This is a genomic window from Desulfotignum balticum DSM 7044 (assembly GCF_000421285.1).
Classification (GTDB): domain Bacteria; phylum Desulfobacterota; class Desulfobacteria; order Desulfobacterales; family Desulfobacteraceae; genus Desulfotignum; species Desulfotignum balticum.
The window spans coordinates 1,137,264-1,154,267 of sequence record NZ_ATWO01000001.1 but is presented as its reverse complement, the minus strand read 5'-3'; the positions used below and the strand labels follow the sequence as shown (position 1 = coordinate 1,154,267).

Sequence of the window (17,004 nt, the reverse complement as noted above, 5' to 3'; positions counted from 1 at the left end):
TCGTTGTTTATGCCTGGTTATACCGGTTGTACAATGCCATCACCTTGCGCACATATTCCCGGGTCTCTTTGAACGGGGGGATCTGCCTGTATCTGTCCACGGCATCGGGTCCGGCATTGTAAGCGGCCAGGGCCAGGGGAATCTGCTGCTGATACCGCGCCAGCATCTGCTTTAAATACCGGGTGCCGGCCATGATATTCTGTGACGGATCAAACGGATCCGTCACAGACAGAGACGAAAAATTGGCCGGCATGATCTGCATCAGTCCTTTGGCCCCTTTGGGGGAGACGGCCGTTGGTTTGAATGCGGATTCCACCCGGATCACGGCTTTGATCAGAGAAAAAGAAACCCCGTACTGGTCTGCGGCATGGCGGATCAGATCATCATAACGGTCCGGATCTGTCAAACGGGGATCATTTTTTTTATGTTCCCGCATGTAAAGCACATATTCCGGTGAAGACGGGGTATTGGTAAAATGCACCACCCCGTTTTTGTCCACATATCGATAGATATCGCTGTGTACGGGTCCGGGAAGCATCAGCCAGAGGGCTGCCCAGAAAAAAAATATCCCCCGGGTCATCAGAACAGCTCCAGCTGAACGGGCTGTTTTTTGTCCGGCACGGCCCGGCTCAAAGTTTCTTGACGGGTCAAACGGGCCTCGATGTCTGTGAGAAAAATCGAGGGCTGCATCTTCCGGCGAACTCCGAACATCTGTCTTTTCCGGGCATGGGTCAGGCAGAGCAGGTCTTTGGCCCGGGTCATGGCCACATAGAACAGCCGGCGCTCTTCCGCCGGATTGTCACAGGACCTCCCGGTCCGGGCAAACGGAATCACGCCCTGTTCACACCCGGCCACGAACACCACGGGAAACTCCAGTCCCTTGGCTGCATGCATGGTCAGAAGAGACACTTTTTCCACCCCGTTGACCAGCAGATCTGAATCCTGGTCCAGGGCCAGCCGGTTCATGAATTCATCCGGATCATCATAGGCCCGGGCCAGTGCCTGGATCCGGTCATAGGCTGCGGCGGCCAGCGGATCTTTGGATACGGCCTTTTCGATTTTCAAAAACCGGGCCAGCACGTTCAACTGTTCATGACCGGGTTTATCCCGAACCGGATCCCACACCGGTCCCAGAATTCTCTCCGGCCGGATCTGCCGGGTTTCCGAGGGGACCTGGGATTGGAAATGCGTGGACAGGCGCTGGACATCCTGGGCGCTTGCCCGCCGGGTCATGAGCCGGAAACCGCTCAGCAGCAGCTGAATCTGGGTCCGGTCGAAACCGGCTTTGCGATCTGCAGACTGAAACGGAATCCCATGCTTTTGAAACACGTTGGCAAACACATCGCCCTGCCGCCGGGTGCGGTACAGCACGGCAAAATCGGAAAACCCATATGCCGCATCTTCGCCGTCTTCATTTTTCCGGGTGTTGATGGCATCCAGAGACATCCCGCCCATCATGTTTTCAATCATTTTCCCCACGGCCACGGCTTCAGCGGTTTCTGTGGCCGTCTCCTTGATGATCAGTTTCCGAGAGCCGTTGACCTGGGAATAAATTTTCTGCGTATCCGGATCAGGCCGGGATTTTGACATCAGTTGAAACGATGCGTCTAAAATTGTCTGGGTGGACCGGTAGTTCCGGGTGAGGACAATCTGCTCACACCCGGGATAGTCGTTGGCAAACCGATGGAAAAACCGGTGGTCCGATCCCCTGAATCCGTAAATGGACTGATCCGGATCACCGATGACAAACACACGGCTGTGCTGTGCCAGCAGTTTGACCAGTTCATACTGCCCAAAGTTTAAATCCTGGTATTCATCCACAAAAATATGGGCGAACCGCTCCTGAACCAGGGTCCGGACCGGTTCAGACCGGGTGAGCAGTCGATAAAACCGAACAATGAGATCTTCGAAATCCATGCCCCCGTGATCCTGCATTTTCTGCTGATACGCCGCATACACCTGTTTGAGCAATACCGGGTCCGGCCCGGCGTCAGACAGATCATCTTCAGGCCCCAGCAGCCGCTGTTTGCATAAACTGATCTGCAAATCCATGTCATCGGCAAGCCGGGACTGCCCGGTTGTTTTTCCCGTGACCTGTACCAGGGCGGCTTTCAACAGTTCTTTTCGGGTATCTTCTTCCAAAAGCCGGTCCGTGAGATCATCATGGGCCATGAGCATGGACAGACAGAACCCGTGGAATGTGGCAGCCGTCACACAGGCTCCGCCTTTGGGCCCCACGGTTTGAATCCGTTCCTGGATCTCTTTTGCGGCTTTGTTGGTAAACGTCAGGGCCAGGATCCGGTCGGGTGACACCTGGTTTTCCGTGAGCAGATACGCGATCCGGGCCGTGAGGGTCCGGGTTTTTCCCGTGCCCGGACCGGCAGTGATCAAAATGGCGGATGCCTTGGCGGTCACGGCCCGGTGCTGGGATTCATTCAATCCCGTCAGAATTCCGGGTTCCGGATCCCGTGCAACGCCGGGTGAAGACGGCACCGGTCTGGACGGTGATACACCCGTCGCCTGAACCTGTTGGCGGGAAGTTGACTCAGCCGGTCCGGCCTGGGGAGCAATGGCCGGTTCAGGGATCCCGGCCTTTTCAATGGGGGTTCCCCCCAGGGTCATTTTCAACGGCCGATCCCCTTTGAACCGTGCCAGTTCCTCCGGTGTGAACACCTGGACCTTGCCGTATTCTCCGTCATGTCCCGGAGACACGTGAATCCGCCCGGTCCGCATCCGCGCCACGGCTTCGGCCAGCAGCGGCACTCCGGCCGTCTGGATCCGGTCATACGAATATTGGGTCAGGATGTCCAGTTCCGGCCCCAGGGCCTGAATGGCCTTGTCAAAATATCGGGTGACTTTCTTGGTTTTAGGCCCCACCTGAAAAATATCGGACAGCATGTCTGCCAACGGGATGATACTGGTATATCCATGCCGGTTTTCCGGGACAAACCCCACAGGCCGTTCTGCCAGTTCCCGGACCCGGTGAAGCACCCCCAGGGTCAGAGGGCGGCCGCAAACCGGACAGATGCCGTCCACCCGGGCGGTCTCATCCGGATCCAGACAGACATGACATTTCCGATGACCGTCAAAATGGTATTTTCCCTGGTCCGGATACATATCCAGGGTTCCTTGATATCCTTCCAGATCCAGGGTTTCCAGGGATTTTTTCATGGCAAAATAATCCAGTTCTGTGTTGAACACACTGGCATTGCGGCCCAGATACCCCGGTGAATGGGCATCGGAATTGGACATGAGCCGGACATGATCCAGATCCGCCACCCGCCAGTTCATGGGCGGATCCGAAGACAAACCGGTTTCCACGGCAAAAATATGGGGGGCCAGATCCTGGAAACACGCGTCAATGTGATCAAACCCTGATTTGGAACCGAACATGGAAAACCACGGGGTCCAGATATGGGCCGGCACCAGAAATCCCTGGTCATTGACTTCCAGCATGATTTCCAGCAGATCCCTGGCATCCAGCCCCAGAATAGGACGGCCGTCCGAAGAAATATTGCCGATGGCATCCAGCCGGGCATTAAATTTTTTAACACTGGCCAAATCCGGAAAATAGATGATATTATGATTTTTGCGGACCCGGCCGGCTTTTTTATAGATATTGGAAATCTCCACCTGGAGCATGAAACGCACCGGATTCCGACAGGAACCCGGCAGCCGGGCATCGATTTTGTCCGCAAGCGGTTTTTTCAATGCAAACAGACCGGGCTCCGCCGGTTCCAGCTTGGATGCGATCTCTTCCACCCAGGCCGGGTGGGTAAAATCCCCGGTTCCCACAACGGTAATGCCTTTCACCTGGGCCGCGTGGTAGATGTTTTCCAAATCCAGGTTCCGGGCCGTGGCCCGGGAATACTTTGAATGAATGTGAAGGTCTGAAAAAAAAGCCATGGTCTGCCGCCTGAATGATCTGTTTCGTGTCTGGTTTTTATGTTATTTACATGATTTCAAGGAAATTGGAAACCCGGTTTCGGATAAAAGCGTAAACGCGCTTGACCCGATCTCACCTTGACCCCAGCAAAGGAATGCCCATGACCGCCACAACGCACCATGTATTGATCCTTGCATCCCCAGACACGGCCCAGGTTGTCCATGACGTCCTGGATGATCTGCCGGAACTGTTTTTCATCCAGGCGGAAACCACAGAAAATGCCCTGGCCCATATCGGTGCCCGGTCCCTGGCATTCATTGTCATGGATCCGTCACTGCCGGATCTGGATGCGCCGTCCGTGACCGCCGGTCTGGCCGGACTGCCCCAGACAAGGATGCCGCCTGTCCTTTTGATCACGGAGGATCATGAACGACCGGACCTGTACGACCAGGTCCCGCCTTTGCTCATCGACCATGTGATCCGACCCCTGGATTCCGCCCTGATCCGGGCCAAGCTGTTGTTTTTTTCCGCCTTTTTCCGGCATCGCATTGCCATGGAACAAAGTATCCAGGAACTGGAAAAAGTCTATGACCGGTTCATGGAACAGCACCAGGCGATGTTATCCCAGATCAGCGCCAAAAAAGAGCTGCTGGCATCCTTATCCACATTCATCAATCAGGTCCACCCCTTTGTCTCCCGGATCCAGGCGGCCACCTTTTCTCTGCGCCAGGCCCCGGATCTTCCCCAGCGACTGCACCCGAGCGTCACCCAGATTCGAACCGCCGGGAAACAGATGTCCCGGACCATCCAGAACCTGCGGCGATTCCGGAACCGGGAAACCGCGCAACCCGACCTTTTCACGGATCGGAACGGTCAGATCCGGCCCGGCCGGATTCTTTTTGCCACCCCTTTTTCCGATGAATTCATGATTGTTCACCACCATCTGAACCATCGGATCAAAGCCGACCTGTTTCAGGCGGAATCCACGGATCAGGCCATGGCCGTGGCGGCGGATGTCCGGCCGGATCTTATTTTGATCCATCACAGGTTAAAAGACGGGTCCGGACTTCATCTTCTGGAAAAACTGGTCCGTCTGAAAACCCGGGCACCGCTCATCTTCACCGTGGACTGCAACCACACCGATGCCGGGGCCGCGGCCATTGCATCGGGGGCCCAGGCATTTTTGATCCTGGAACAGACATCGGCCGTTGATCTGGCGGATACGGTTCAGCGTTCCCTGGAACAGGCGAAAATGACCCATCGCGTCCAAAGCGCCATGAACCGCATCGAACTGATTTCCCGAAGAGACCAGTTGACCCAGCTGTTGAACCGCAGCGGATTCAATCAGACCCTGACCCTGGAAATGGCCAAAGCCCGGCGATATCATCTGCCCCTTTCCATCATGCTGGCCAAAATCGACCAGTTCAAAGCATTCAACAACACCTTTGGCCACAAAGCCGGAGACGACATTCTGACCGTCTGTGCAGCCAGGATCAAAGCCATGGTCAGAGATGAGGACGTGGTGTGCCGGTTTGCCGCAGAAGATTTTGCCATTGTGCTTCCCAGCACCGATTCGGACCGGGCCCGGATTCTGGCGGAACGGATCCGGCTGCATATTTTTGAACATCAAATGCAGATCGGTACCCGATTGCTTCAACTGACCGTCAGTATCGGCACGGCCAGTTTCAAAGGAGACACTGCCCCGGATGACAAGGCCTTGACCTTGCCTGCGCTGGTTCAGCAGGCCATCCATGCCCTGGATCGTGCGGTCAAACAGGGAGGCAACCAGATTCAGTCATGACCCCGTCAGAGACCCGAAAAATAACGGACTGGGCCGCATCCCAGGCCCAGCAGCCCCATACCCTGTATCTGTCAGATAGCTCTCACCCGGAGCAGCCGGCATTTGATGCATTTGCATCCGAACTGACCCGGATTGCCCCGTGTATCCGCATATTGCCATCTGACCGGCCCTGCCGGATCCCTGGTTTTTTTATTGCCGACAACATTTGTTTCAGTGCGCTGCCCCTGGAAAAAGAACTGGCCCCGTTTCTGGAAGCTTTGTCTTATCAGGCCCATCCCCCGACATTACCGGACAATGTCCAGGCGCAGCTGGCACAGGTTTCCCATTCCTGTCATCTGACCCTGTTCATCGCCGTGCCATGTCCCCATTGTCCGGATATGGTCAGATCTCTGATCCCTTTAGCCATTCATTCAACAAATGTTTTTCTTGAAATTATCGACGGCAGCCTGTTTCCGGAAACAGCCCGGGAACATCAGGTAATGTCCGTGCCCTGCCTGATTCTGGATCAGGATTTCAGATGGACCGGGCATGCGGATTTAAAAGAAATCCTGACCCAGGCCATTGAGCGGGATCCTTCCCGGCTCAGTGCCGCGACCTTCAGACAGATCCTGGAACAAGGGGATGCCGACTGGATTTGCCGCCAGATGATTCAGGCGGACACGCTTTTCAAAGGATTCATGGACCTGCTGCTGCACCCGGAATGGTCCGTACGGCTGGGCGCCATGGTGGTGGTGGAAAGTCTGGCCGAAGAAGCCCCGCCCCTGGCAGCCCGGTTGTGCCCGGTCCTTGTTCAGGCCTTTGAGGATCAAACCGTCTCGGTTCAGGGGGATATTCTGTATGCACTCGGAGAGGCGGGCGACCAGACCACCCGGGCCTGGATCGAACACATCATGCCCGATCTGACACACCCGGATCTGATGGATGCGGCCAAAGACGCTTTGGCCGCCATTCAAGACCGCGTGTAATCGTCAGTTTCCGCCTTGCGGTTGACAGATATCTGTGTTTGGGGTATCACCGGGTCATGAAACATCTGATTAAACAATTCAATCTGGCCCCCCACCCGGAAGGCGGGTTCTTCCGGGAAATCTACCGGTCCGGCCAGCAGGTGTGGTCTAAAACCGCATCCGGCGACCGGGCCGCTGCCACCCAAATCTATTTTCTGCTTCCCAAAGGCCAGGTGAGCCGGTTTCACCGGGTGATCCATGATGAAATCTGGCATATTTACCAGGGAGATCCGTTACGTCTCATTGAATTTGACGGAAACCGGGTGAAAGAAACCCGGATCGGTTCAGGCTGCCCGGATTTTACCACGGTGGTTCCGGCAGGCACCTGGCAGGCCGCCGCCAGCACCGGGACCTACACACTGGCCGGCTGTACCGTGGCACCGGGATTCGACTTCACGGATTTCAGCTTTCTGACGGATCACCCGACGGATCTGGCAAAATTTAAATCCCTTCACACCGGACTGGACCCATTCCTGTAGGTTGAACAGTTGAGGAGTTTGTAAAAATGGCATCCCATGATACGCCCTGTATTTCCGATGACCCCCCTTTTCTGCGCACCTGTGTCGCACCGGACGGCCGATTCCGGGTGGGCAGACACCAGCCGGCGTTTGAGGTGGTCAATCTGCGGGAAAACGAGTTCATCTCCCGGCTCGGTCACCTGCCGGACGGCACCCCGGTCTGGAATCACGCCAATTTTCCTGGAACCGATATTCAAGAGCCGGGCGCAGACATCATCTATGAAATCCCCAACCCTCTGCCGTTCAGAGGCACCACATTCATCAACTCCGCCTGGGCCGACCCCAAAGTCGGGCATCCTGAAAAAATACGCATTCCCCCCCCTTCCCCGTGTTCATTTTTTGACAGCCTGACATCGTTTCAGCCGGCCATGACCGATAAAGAAAAAACAGGGTTTTTGACCGCACTTCCCCACCCGTTAAAGCTTGCCCTGGCACAGGAATCCACCGATCCCAAAGAGTTGTGTCTGCTGGCCGGCCATGCCTGCACCCTGGTGTTTGACCCCGGCAGTGACATGCCCCGGGGCATGGGATTTCAAACCGACACACAAAAAAAACCCGTACCCGATATCCGGTATCCGGATCTTTTCGAAGTGCTGGTAAACAATCCTTATCTGCCGGATGCATACAAAACAGCCATGGTGCTGCGTCCCGGGATCCAGGGAAACAGTGAAATCATCGGGGAATACACCCGCGGCTCCACCCACGTGTTTGAATACCTGCGCCGCAATTCCTATATCCCCTGGGGGCATTTTGCCGCCAACATGGCCCATGATGCCATTAAATACCGGGCCCGGGATCTGACCCTAAACGATATCCGGGGGTTGCGCCATTTATACTACCAGCGGGTCTATTGCCGGGTGGCCCGGCAGCTGAACCTGCCTTTGCCGGCACATCGAACCATGTTGTCGGTTCCGGAGCTGGAAGCCCTGAGACAAGCCATCATAACGGCCCTGGAAAGCGGCGGCGGGTCAGAGCTGCAGTTTAACGGGGCATTGTGGGGATGGAATTTCGGATTCGGGTCGGCCGCATCCGGACACCGGCTTCATGCTTCCCATCAGATGATTCATCAGCAGAACGCACTGATTCCCAGACAGGTGACAGACAATACCGGTGAAACCCTGCCGTGCTTTGCCTGCGGAGATCTGGTCTCCGACTTTATCCAGGCGTTTGAAAAAATCCATGACAGACCTTTTTTTGATGCATATATTGATGCCATGACAAACAACGGCCGCACGGATGCAAACCTCAAGGAAGAGGCATCTTTGATCATCCATGAAGATGATCATGTCATCTTGTTCGTTCCCAAGGCACAGGTGAGCGAATGGGAACTGCAGATCATGACCCGTTCCCGGGTTCCCCATGTGCTGGCAGCGGATACGAAGGTGAGAGACGCGCTGGATCTGGCCATTTTAAAAGCGGTGCAGGTACTGGAAACCTTAGGCGCACAGATGGTGACAGGCATTGAACTGTCCGCACGATTTGATGCATCGATTCCAAACCAGCATATGATCTACAGTTTTATCCCCAGGATGCCTTATGCCCCGCCCACATTTTCCGAAGCCCAGCTGCGGTGGATCGCAGGGGTTTATCCGGAAGATCTGGCCCGGGCCTGCCGCAACATCCTGACCTGAGCAAACAGACAAGGAGGCAGCCGTGATCCTTCATGATTTCACCTATGAATGGGATGGGAAAAGCGCCACCGGTAAAAAACCGATTTCCTGGTGGCCCGGGTGTTACCGGGTGAGAATCATCCGGCTGGGGCGCGAAGATGACCCGGTCAAATACCTGATTCCCATTGCCGTGGTGTTCAAACCGGTCAAGACAACGGCCGTGATGAACACCTCTCTGGAAAATTATATTCACTATTTTGCCGGGGAGATCAGCCGGAAATACCAGCTGGACCCGGCCAAAGTGTTGTGGATCAACTTAGGGGATCCGGTGCGGGTGGCCCTGTTGAAACCGGAAAGAAAACTGTCAGACGAGACGTTTTATTCGATATCATGGCGGCCGGTCCGGCCCAATGAAATGGCTGCCATCGAGCCGGACCTCACCGATTTTTAGCTAGACCACGCCCTGATCCATCATGGCTTCCGCCACTTTGACGAATCCGGCGATATTGGCACCGTTCACATAATTTCCCGGGGTGCCGTATTCTTCAGACGCTGCCAGACATTCCCGGTGAATGTGCTGCATGATTTTTCTGAGCCGTTCTTCCACTTCCTGGCTGTTCCACTTGATCCGCATGGCATTCTGGGCCATTTCCAGGCCGGAAACCGCCACACCGCCGGCATTGGCTGCCTTGCCCGGTGCGAACAGAATTTTATGGTCCAGAAAAATATCAATGCCTTCCAGGGTCGTGGGCATATTGGCCCCTTCACAGACCACCTGGACCCCGTTGTTGACCAGATTCTGGGCATCGAGATCATTGATTTCGTTCTGGGTGGCAGAGGGAAACGCGCAGTCCGCCCTGTGATTCCACAACGGACTGTGATCCGCCGCCGGATCGAATTCCATGTACACGGCTTCCGGATATTTCTCAGCATATTCCCGGATGCGGCCTCTTTTCACGTTTTTGAGATACTTGACATAGACCAGCTTATCGAGATCAATCCCTTTTTCATCATAGATATATCCGATGGAATCCGACAGTGTCACCACGGTACCGCCCAGTTGAATAATTTTTTCCGTGGTATACTGGGCCACGTTTCCGGAGCCCGATACCAGACAGATCTTGTCTTTGAGCGTCTGATGCCGGGTGGTCAGCATTTCCTGGGCAAAATAGACGGAGCCGTATCCCGTGGCTTCGGGCCGGATCAGGCTGCCGCCCCAGTTCAGGCTTTTGCCCGTGAGCATGCCCGTGAACTCGTTTTTCAACTTTTTGTACATACCGAACATGTAGCCGATCTCCCGGCCCCCAACCCCGATATCTCCGGCGGGCACATCCCTGTCCGCGCCCAGGTGCCGGAACAGTTCCGACATAAAGCTCTGGCAGAACCGCATCACTTCATTGTCGGACTTGCCTTTGGGATCAAAATCCGCCCCGCCTTTGGCCCCGCCCATGGGCAGGGTGGTCAACGCGTTCTTAAACACCTGTTCAAAAGCCAGAAATTTGAGAATGGACAGATTCACGGAAGGATGAAACCGCAGGCCGCCTTTATAAGGACCGATGGCGGAGTTCATTTCAACCCGGAATCCCCGGTTCACCTGGACCCGGCCCTGGTCATCCACCCAGGGGACCCGGAACTGGATGATCCGTTCCGGTTCCACCATGCGCTCCACAATACGGGCATGACGGTATTCCGGATTCCGGTCCAGCACCAGTTTCACCGACCCGACCACCTCGGTGACTGCCTGATGAAATTCTGTTTCATGGGGATCTCTGCCACTGATAATGTCCATGATTGTCGTCATTTTACTTCTCCTGTATCCTTGAATTTTTAAACGCTATACTTTTTCATCTGCCGGTTCAAACAATGCCTTCATGGCCGGAACAAACGCTTTCCGGGTGGATGCCACATAGGCATCCCACTCACTGCCGTGGCGGTAAAAAGCCGTGGAAGCCAGTTTTTTGGTTATAATGGCATTGCGGTAAGCCCGCAGTTTATCTGCGTTCATGATACCCAGAATGGCTTCTCTGCCCAGAATTTTCACCAGCACACCGGGAATATAAGCGGCCATCACCTCCCAGAGCAGGTCTTCATCCGCCAGAATCGCATCCATGGCATCGGCCACCTGATTCTGAAATGCAAAAATCTGCTCACTGGTCTGTTCCGACAACACAAACAACGGTGTATCCGGATTTTTCTCATGAATTTTGAGCAGCATGGCTGTCTCGTTGCTGGCATGGGTCCGCACCAGGGTCAGCATATCCCGGATCAGGGCCCACCTTGTGGCGACATCTTCCAGAAGGCGCTTTTCATAATCGTCTTCAAACAGAAATGCGGTCAGCACTTCCGCCACGGCCGATGAAAACACCCCGCCTTTGTTGGCTGAAGAATCCTTGATCTGGAGGATGCCCGTTTTCTTGGCAATGTACCGGCGGGCCGAATCATCAAAAAACACATTGGCCCCTTCCACAATGAACCGCAGTTCCTTGAACAGGGAAGTAAATGCCTTCACATTGCGCTGGTTGATGGTGTCTTTGAAACCACCGCAGGGAATGAATGCCTGGATATCGGCCTGTTCGATAAATTTCCGGTTGGCCGGATCCGTGATAAAATTGCGGTGGAACATGGCACCGTCCGCCACAAACGTGCCGTCCGGCAGGGTAATGTTCTTGCCTTTCAACGGCACCCGGAATCCGCTGGGACCCAGTTTTTCTTCCGGGTATGCCATGGAATTGGCCCGGGGATGGGTATGGCGCATGAACGCGATTTTCATGAGCGATTCCTTGTCCAGTCCGTCCGGATCAAACAAAATGGAACCACCGTCCACCAGCAGGCAGATCTTTCCTTTATAGCACTGAATTTCGTTGCTGCCCAGATCCCCGTCCGGCCCGCCGGTCATCATCAGATTCAACGATTCTTCTTGGGTATCGTTGTAGGCGATCAGGGTCCTGAAAGCCCCCATCACTGAAGTGGTGGTCATGCCGCTGGTTTCCACCTGTCCACCGATCTGCTCGTAAATCAGATCCATATCCGTGGCCGTCACAACGGAATCGCCGTTGATGAGCAGTTCCGTGCCGGATTTTTCATGGGGTACCAGCCCGAAAAGATCCTGATTCCTGAGCATGCCGTAGGTGTCGTGGGGGATGCCGAAGCTCTTGCCCGTGGTAATGGTCCGCCAGTAGGCATATCCCCGTTCCCTGGCTCTGAAGGCGACTGCGTCCATCAACGGGGCCGTGCCTTCATCCGGTCCGAAAAATACCATCTCCGGCCGGCCGTAGTAATCTTTAATCTGAGAATCCGCCAGCATCAGATCCATGATGCCTTCGGTATAATCAAACAACGCATCCATGCTGTAATGGGCGTAGGTGGGATGAGGTACCACCACGCCTTTGGAGCCGCTCTCACAGATATCCTTATGTTTGAGGCGCTGGGCCTTGGGACCCAGGGCATAGTTGAGAAGCACGGCGTTGTCCAGTTCCATGCCATGATTGGCCGGAGTGACCCGGATCAGGCGCAGGCCCCCTCTGGCAATGTCATCGGCCCGAAGATGGGTGCCTGTGGAATAATGGCCATTGACAAAGAACAGCCCGTAAACAAACTGTTTGAACACCAGGGGATCCAGAACCTGATTATTGAGGCGGAAGGAAAACGAGCGTTTTTCCGGCTTGTAGAAATTGGTCTTCAGACAGCATAATATCAGTTTGAACATAAATTTGAACACATCATACCCCAACGGATCGTCCATGAACCGCACGGACAGCAGCTGATCAAATTCATCGGCTTTCTGGGCCAGACGTTCTTCTGTCATCACCCCGGAACTGGACGGATTGAACCTGGCATCAAACAATTCAAACAAAAACCGGATCAGATCCGGATGATCCATGGCCGTATCCAGTATCATGTTGGAGACATAGGTGAATTTATTGGACTCGTGAATCCGGGCTGAAAACGCTTCCTGATGATCCACGGAAGCCAGGCTTTCCATGATCTCCCGGTCGGTGCGGGTGCCTTGCTCCTTGAAAATGAACAGATGGACAAAATCCACGGCATTACCGGCAAACAGCATCTCTTTAAAGCTGAGGACACCGTCCACGTAAAGCTGGGTGATCCGGCTGATGCGAAAACTTAAGAATGCCTGAAGGTCAGCGATCAACGGGGCTTCCTGGTTTCTTGACAGCTCGCCGGCCACATACAAGGAGCAGATGGATGTGGGCACCCGGGTCTCGGTAAAATACGGCTCCCAGTATGCCCGGGTAATGGTCAGTCCGTGATCGGCAAACAGTTTTCTCAATACGGGCAATTGAGGCCGCTCAAAATCGGAATTGAACATAAACCGGATTTCACCGATATCCGAGAGGCTGAACACTTCCACAAACGGGGTGACATGCTGATCCACCTGTGTCAGAAACTTTTCATACCGGTTCCGGGTCAGCCGGGGAATGGCCGTGAAATCCCGGTTCTGATTGAACAGAAAACGTGATTGTGCAAACACGGTATCCGGGTAATCCATCACGGTTTCCGGCCGGTACACATAGGTATAATATGATTTTTCCGGATTGTAATAATATTCTCTTCTGTGCCCGGCCAGCATTTTGTCCAGAATCCGTTCCATGCGATCCCGGGTATCTTCTGTGGCAATCCGGATCCGCTGCACGTTGCTGTCCTGGGTCAGATCAAAATCAATATCCGCCACCCAGGAATGAAGAACGCCTTTATTTTCACTGAAATAGATGCCTTTGGCAATGGAAGATAAAATACTTTTCAAGGATTCCTTGGTGATGGTTTCAAAAAAATAAGCAGGAAAACCCAGATCATTGAGAAGGATGCCGGCTGCCAGGTTGATACAGTTGGCAGTGATCAGACCTTCCGACGACAGATCGATCACGGCCTCGTACAGCAGGCTGGGATTCAGGTTCACGTGTTTTGCTTTTTCGATGATGTGAGCCCCTGCAGAGGAGCCCTGGCCACCGTCGGTTGTCATATCCATTTCTATCTCCTGTCTGATGATTATAAACCGTTGCTACCGGTTTGCTAGTATACTCTTATTCACCCAGGGTCAACCCAAATTGGTTTTTTTTCACAAAACCAGAAACTTTTGAAAAATCAGCCTCGGGAATCGCCATCGTGTTTCCGGTATTGACTTCAGACAGGAACAAAGTTATTTTGCATGGTTCAAGTCATTATCAGATCATTTGTATATAAAAAACTGAATCTTAACCCTTTTTTCAAGTATGGATGTTGACACCTGAACCCATGACCCCTGAAACCCAGCTGATTCCTTTAACAAAACGGATCCATTCCGTTCATCTGACCCGTTTACCAGTGATGCCGGCCATGTTTTTTAAGCTGCTGATATCTGCGATGGGCAAACAAACCCGAATCCCCGACCATGGCCGGGTGGCCAAAGGGCAGCTGTGTCTGCCCAACGTGACACCGGATCCAATCCGGGTACAGCAATACCGCCGGGTATGCGGATTTGTCCATGCCCCCGAAGATCCCACAGTGCCGCCCGGTTATCTCCAGACCCTGTTCATCGGCCTGCTGGCCCGGTATATCACCTCGGATTTTTTTCCCATCAATCCCATGGGACTGATTCAGACGGGCCAGCAATTTGAATCCAGATGTCCGGTCCTGACAAGAGATTCCCTGGATCTGTTCTGTACGCTCCAGGACATGACCCGGACAGCAAAGGGGATCTCAACCCGGTTTCTTTTACAAGTATATCGGGATAAAAATCCGGTATGGCAGGGAATCGCCACTTATCTGACCCGGATTCCCGGATCGAAACGCACGTCAAAAACCGTTCAGGATGCGCCTTTGCCGGCAAAAATGACCCTTGCGGTTCCCCCGGGTACCGGCCGCCGCTATGCCCGGGTATCCGGGGATTACAACCCCCATCACCTGTCAGATGTCACAGCCCGCTTAATTGGATTCAACCAGGCCATGGTCCACGGCATGTGGAGCATGGCCCGGACCCTGGCCTGTCTGGAAAAAGCCATGCCCCTGGTTCCCCCTTTTTCTGTGGATGCGGCATTCAAGCTGCCGGTATTCATGCCCGCCACATTGCAACTGGGGTACAAGCAGGTGGTGCATGGCCACAAAACCCGCCGGATTATTTTCGATCTCCGGGATGCCGCAACCTTTCGACCTCATCTTAAAGGCCGGGTAACCGGGTTTGAAAAGGAACACTAAATAATGATGGGATCGTTGTTCGCCTTAGGGTCTGCTTTTTTCTGGGCCGGTGCCGTGATTTTATTTAAAAAAAGCGGGGAAACGTTTTCCCCCATCTCTTTGAACATCTACAAAAGTATTGTGGGGCTTTTGCTGGTCAGTGCCACCATGCTGCTGCTGGGCATCCCTTTTTTCCCGGAACAGCCCCTGAACAGCTGGCTGCTTTTATCTTTGTCCGGATTTCTGGGCATTACGCTGGCGGACCTGTTTTTCTTTATGGCCCTGAACCGGCTGGGAGCCGGAATGGCGGCGATCGTGGAGTGCCTGTACTTACCCTGTGTCCTGTTTTTTTCCTTTGTACTTCTGGATGAACATCTGGGACCCGGCGGCATTACAGGCGGTCTGCTGGTACTGGCAGCGGTTCTGGTGGGATCGTTCCAGAAAAAAGACCTGACTTTGACCCCGGGACTGGCTCCCGCCTCCCGGGTGCCTGCCATCATTGCCGGGGTTTTTGCCATGATATTTCTGGCCTTAGGCATTGTGATCATCAAAGAAATTCTGACACATACCGATGTGTTCTGGGCCACCCTGGTGCAACTGGGCGCCGCCATTGTCACCCTCATGATTCTGGTAATCTGCCATCCCGGAAGAAAACGCTTTCTGTCAGAACTCAAATGGTCCAGATCCTGGCTGGTGGCGCTGCCTGCATCCATCTGCGGCAATTACATCGCTTTGGTTTTATGGGTGGCGGGCATGAAATATACCACCGCGTCCCGGGCCGCCATTCTCAACCAGATGTCCACGATTTTCATTTTTATCCTGGCCGCTGTTTTTCTCAAGGAAAAAATCACGGTCAACAAAGGGGTGGCTATTTTCATGGCCATTTCCGGTGCACTGCTCACCATATTCACCTGACAGACACGGCTTGGGACCCATTCACTCACAGCTGGGCACAAACCACCTGGTTCCGGCCCTGTTTTTTGGCACGATACAGGGCCTGATCCGCTTTATGGACAAGAATTTCAGGTGTATTCGCATGGACAGGGAATCCGGCAACCCCCAGTGATACCGTGATGGGGCCCACAGACACACCCTGCCAAAGAATATCCAGGGCAGAAATCTGCGTATTCAGATCCCCGGCCCGGGTCAGGTAATCGTTGATGGTTCCCCCGGTCATGAGGATGAAAAACTCCTCTCCCCCGAACCGGCAGACGGCATCCTGGGTTCGGGTGGCATGGATCAGGGTATGGGCAACGGTTTTAAGCACCTGATCCCCGGCATCGTGTCCCAAGGTGTCATTTAATATTTTGAAATGATCCAGATCCACCATGATCCCTCCCAGTGCCGTACCGGCCCGGCGGGCCCGCTGAAACTCTTTTTCCAGGATCTCATCCATATACCGGCGGTTATAAAGACCGGTCAAAGGATCTCTGATGGTCAATTCGTACAATTGATGATTCAGCCGGATATTTGACACGGATAGGGACAGATATTCCGCAGTGATCAAAGCCAGTTTCCGGTACTGTTCAGAAAGGGAAAACTGCGGATTTCCCACACACAAGGCACCGATCACACCATCTTTATCTTTCAGGGGCACGCAATAGGCACAACAGGCCAGGGACGTCTTCCGGGATGAAACCGGGAGCCCTTTTCCAAGCACTTCACATTTCAAAGGCTTGGGCGCCACTGCGGTTTGCGACGGTTTTCCCCATTCAAATACCGGGAGCACCGTATGCTTGTTTTTTTCCTGCAGACAGATCCGTCCGGAAACATGTGAAAAAATTTTGGGCAGATACCAGTAGATTACGTCATACAGCTCTGTTTCCCGGGAACAGCTTTGCAACAGCATGGCCATGCCTGACAGCAAAGTGAGTTTATGGGTATGGGGACCCGCCATCTAAAAGCTCCTTTATTTCCGATGCAAAACAGCTTGTTGTGAAACCCGTTTTGATTTTGAACATCCAACCTGTGTTTACACATAAACGCTTGACTAATTCAATGGTTTTCGTCTAAATAA

Annotated in this window: 12 protein-coding genes; 7 read left to right on the top strand and 5 right to left on the bottom strand. The window is 53.9% G+C overall.

The genetic code is table 11. From position 1 onward, the window contains the following. Positions 1-7 precede the first annotated feature (7 nt). Together K365_RS0105945 and K365_RS0105940 are read right to left on the bottom strand one after the other, a co-directional pair. On the bottom strand, positions 8-580 hold the full coding sequence (locus K365_RS0105945; protein WP_024333890.1) for a lytic transglycosylase domain-containing protein: 573 nt from the start codon (positions 578-580) through the stop codon (positions 8-10). Further along, positions 580-3,906, bottom strand: a complete 3,327-nt coding sequence (locus K365_RS0105940; RefSeq protein WP_024333889.1) for a UvrD-helicase domain-containing protein — start codon at positions 3,904-3,906, stop codon at positions 580-582. The genes K365_RS0105945 and K365_RS0105940 overlap by 1 nt, the downstream gene beginning before the upstream one ends. 140 nt (positions 3,907-4,046) lie before the next feature. On the opposite strand from K365_RS0105940, the gene K365_RS26370 reads away from it, so the two are divergent. The 5 genes from K365_RS26370 to K365_RS0105915 are packed head-to-tail and all read left to right on the top strand — an operon-like array spanning position 4,047 to position 9,270. Next, entirely contained in the window at positions 4,047-5,687 is a 1,641-nt protein-coding gene (locus K365_RS26370; RefSeq protein ID WP_024333888.1) for a diguanylate cyclase, read from the top strand. Then, on the top strand, positions 5,684-6,652 hold the full coding sequence (locus K365_RS0105930; protein WP_024333887.1) for a thioredoxin family protein: 969 nt from the start codon (positions 5,684-5,686) through the stop codon (positions 6,650-6,652). Before K365_RS26370 ends, K365_RS0105930 begins: the two co-directional genes overlap by 4 nt. Before the next feature lie 56 nt (positions 6,653-6,708). Continuing rightward, positions 6,709-7,170, top strand: coding sequence for a cupin domain-containing protein (locus K365_RS0105925; protein WP_024333886.1), 462 nt, complete (start codon positions 6,709-6,711; stop codon positions 7,168-7,170). A gap of 26 nt (positions 7,171-7,196) precedes the next feature. Continuing rightward, complete coding sequence (locus K365_RS0105920) at positions 7,197-8,840, top strand: hypothetical protein (protein ID WP_051147813.1); 1,644 nt, start codon at positions 7,197-7,199, stop codon at positions 8,838-8,840. Positions 8,841-8,862: 22 nt separating this feature from the next. Beyond that, positions 8,863-9,270, top strand: a complete 408-nt coding sequence (locus K365_RS0105915; RefSeq protein ID WP_024333884.1) for a hypothetical protein — start codon at positions 8,863-8,865, stop codon at positions 9,268-9,270. Here the strand turns inward: K365_RS0105915 and gdhA are convergent, their stop codons facing one another. Both gdhA and K365_RS0105905 read right to left on the bottom strand, forming a co-directional pair. Beyond that, positions 9,271-10,620, bottom strand: coding sequence for an NADP-specific glutamate dehydrogenase (gene gdhA / locus K365_RS0105910; RefSeq protein WP_024333883.1), 1,350 nt, complete (start codon positions 10,618-10,620; stop codon positions 9,271-9,273). Between the two features lie 33 nt (positions 10,621-10,653). Then, complete coding sequence (locus tag K365_RS0105905) at positions 10,654-13,803, bottom strand: NAD-glutamate dehydrogenase domain-containing protein (protein ID WP_006963439.1); 3,150 nt, start codon at positions 13,801-13,803, stop codon at positions 10,654-10,656. Between the two features lie 266 nt (positions 13,804-14,069). Between K365_RS0105905 and K365_RS26365 the strand changes: the two genes are divergently transcribed. Together K365_RS26365 and K365_RS0105890 are read left to right on the top strand one after the other, a co-directional pair. Beyond that, positions 14,070-15,008, top strand: coding sequence for a MaoC family dehydratase (locus K365_RS26365; protein WP_024333882.1), 939 nt, complete (start codon positions 14,070-14,072; stop codon positions 15,006-15,008). A 3-nt stretch (positions 15,009-15,011) separates the two neighbouring features. Next, entirely contained in the window at positions 15,012-15,902 is an 891-nt protein-coding gene (locus K365_RS0105890; protein WP_024333881.1) for a DMT family transporter, read from the top strand. A gap of 25 nt (positions 15,903-15,927) precedes the next feature. Here the strand turns inward: K365_RS0105890 and K365_RS0105885 are convergent, their stop codons facing one another. Continuing rightward, the gene (locus tag K365_RS0105885; RefSeq protein WP_006963442.1) at positions 15,928-16,884 is read right to left on the bottom strand and encodes a sensor domain-containing diguanylate cyclase; all 957 of its coding nucleotides are present in this window, start codon (positions 16,882-16,884) and stop codon (positions 15,928-15,930) included. Between the last annotated feature and the right edge of the window lie 120 nt (positions 16,885-17,004).

What these genes read in the sequence shown, in the direction of transcription:
- K365_RS0105930 (WP_024333887.1), top strand. Translation starts at nt 5,684, where the DNA reads ATGACCCCGTCAGAGACCCGAAAAATAACGGACTGGGCCGCATCCCAG.
- K365_RS26370 (WP_024333888.1), top strand. Translation starts at nt 4,047, where the DNA reads ATGACCGCCACAACGCACCATGTATTGATCCTTGCATCCCCAGACACG.
- K365_RS0105940 (WP_024333889.1), bottom strand. Translation starts at nt 3,906, where the DNA reads ATGGCTTTTTTTTCAGACCTTCACATTCATTCAAAGTATTCCCGGGCC.
- K365_RS0105925 (WP_024333886.1), top strand. Translation starts at nt 6,709, where the DNA reads ATGAAACATCTGATTAAACAATTCAATCTGGCCCCCCACCCGGAAGGC.
- gdhA (WP_024333883.1), bottom strand. Translation starts at nt 10,620, where the DNA reads ATGACGACAATCATGGACATTATCAGTGGCAGAGATCCCCATGAAACA.
- K365_RS26365 (WP_024333882.1), top strand. Translation starts at nt 14,070, where the DNA reads ATGACCCCTGAAACCCAGCTGATTCCTTTAACAAAACGGATCCATTCC.
- K365_RS0105885 (WP_006963442.1), bottom strand. Translation starts at nt 16,884, where the DNA reads ATGGCGGGTCCCCATACCCATAAACTCACTTTGCTGTCAGGCATGGCC.
- K365_RS0105905 (WP_006963439.1), bottom strand. Translation starts at nt 13,803, where the DNA reads ATGGATATGACAACCGACGGTGGCCAGGGCTCCTCTGCAGGGGCTCAC.
- K365_RS0105890 (WP_024333881.1), top strand. Translation starts at nt 15,012, where the DNA reads ATGATGGGATCGTTGTTCGCCTTAGGGTCTGCTTTTTTCTGGGCCGGT.
- K365_RS0105920 (WP_051147813.1), top strand. Translation starts at nt 7,197, where the DNA reads ATGGCATCCCATGATACGCCCTGTATTTCCGATGACCCCCCTTTTCTG.
- K365_RS0105945 (WP_024333890.1), bottom strand. Translation starts at nt 580, where the DNA reads ATGACCCGGGGGATATTTTTTTTCTGGGCAGCCCTCTGGCTGATGCTT.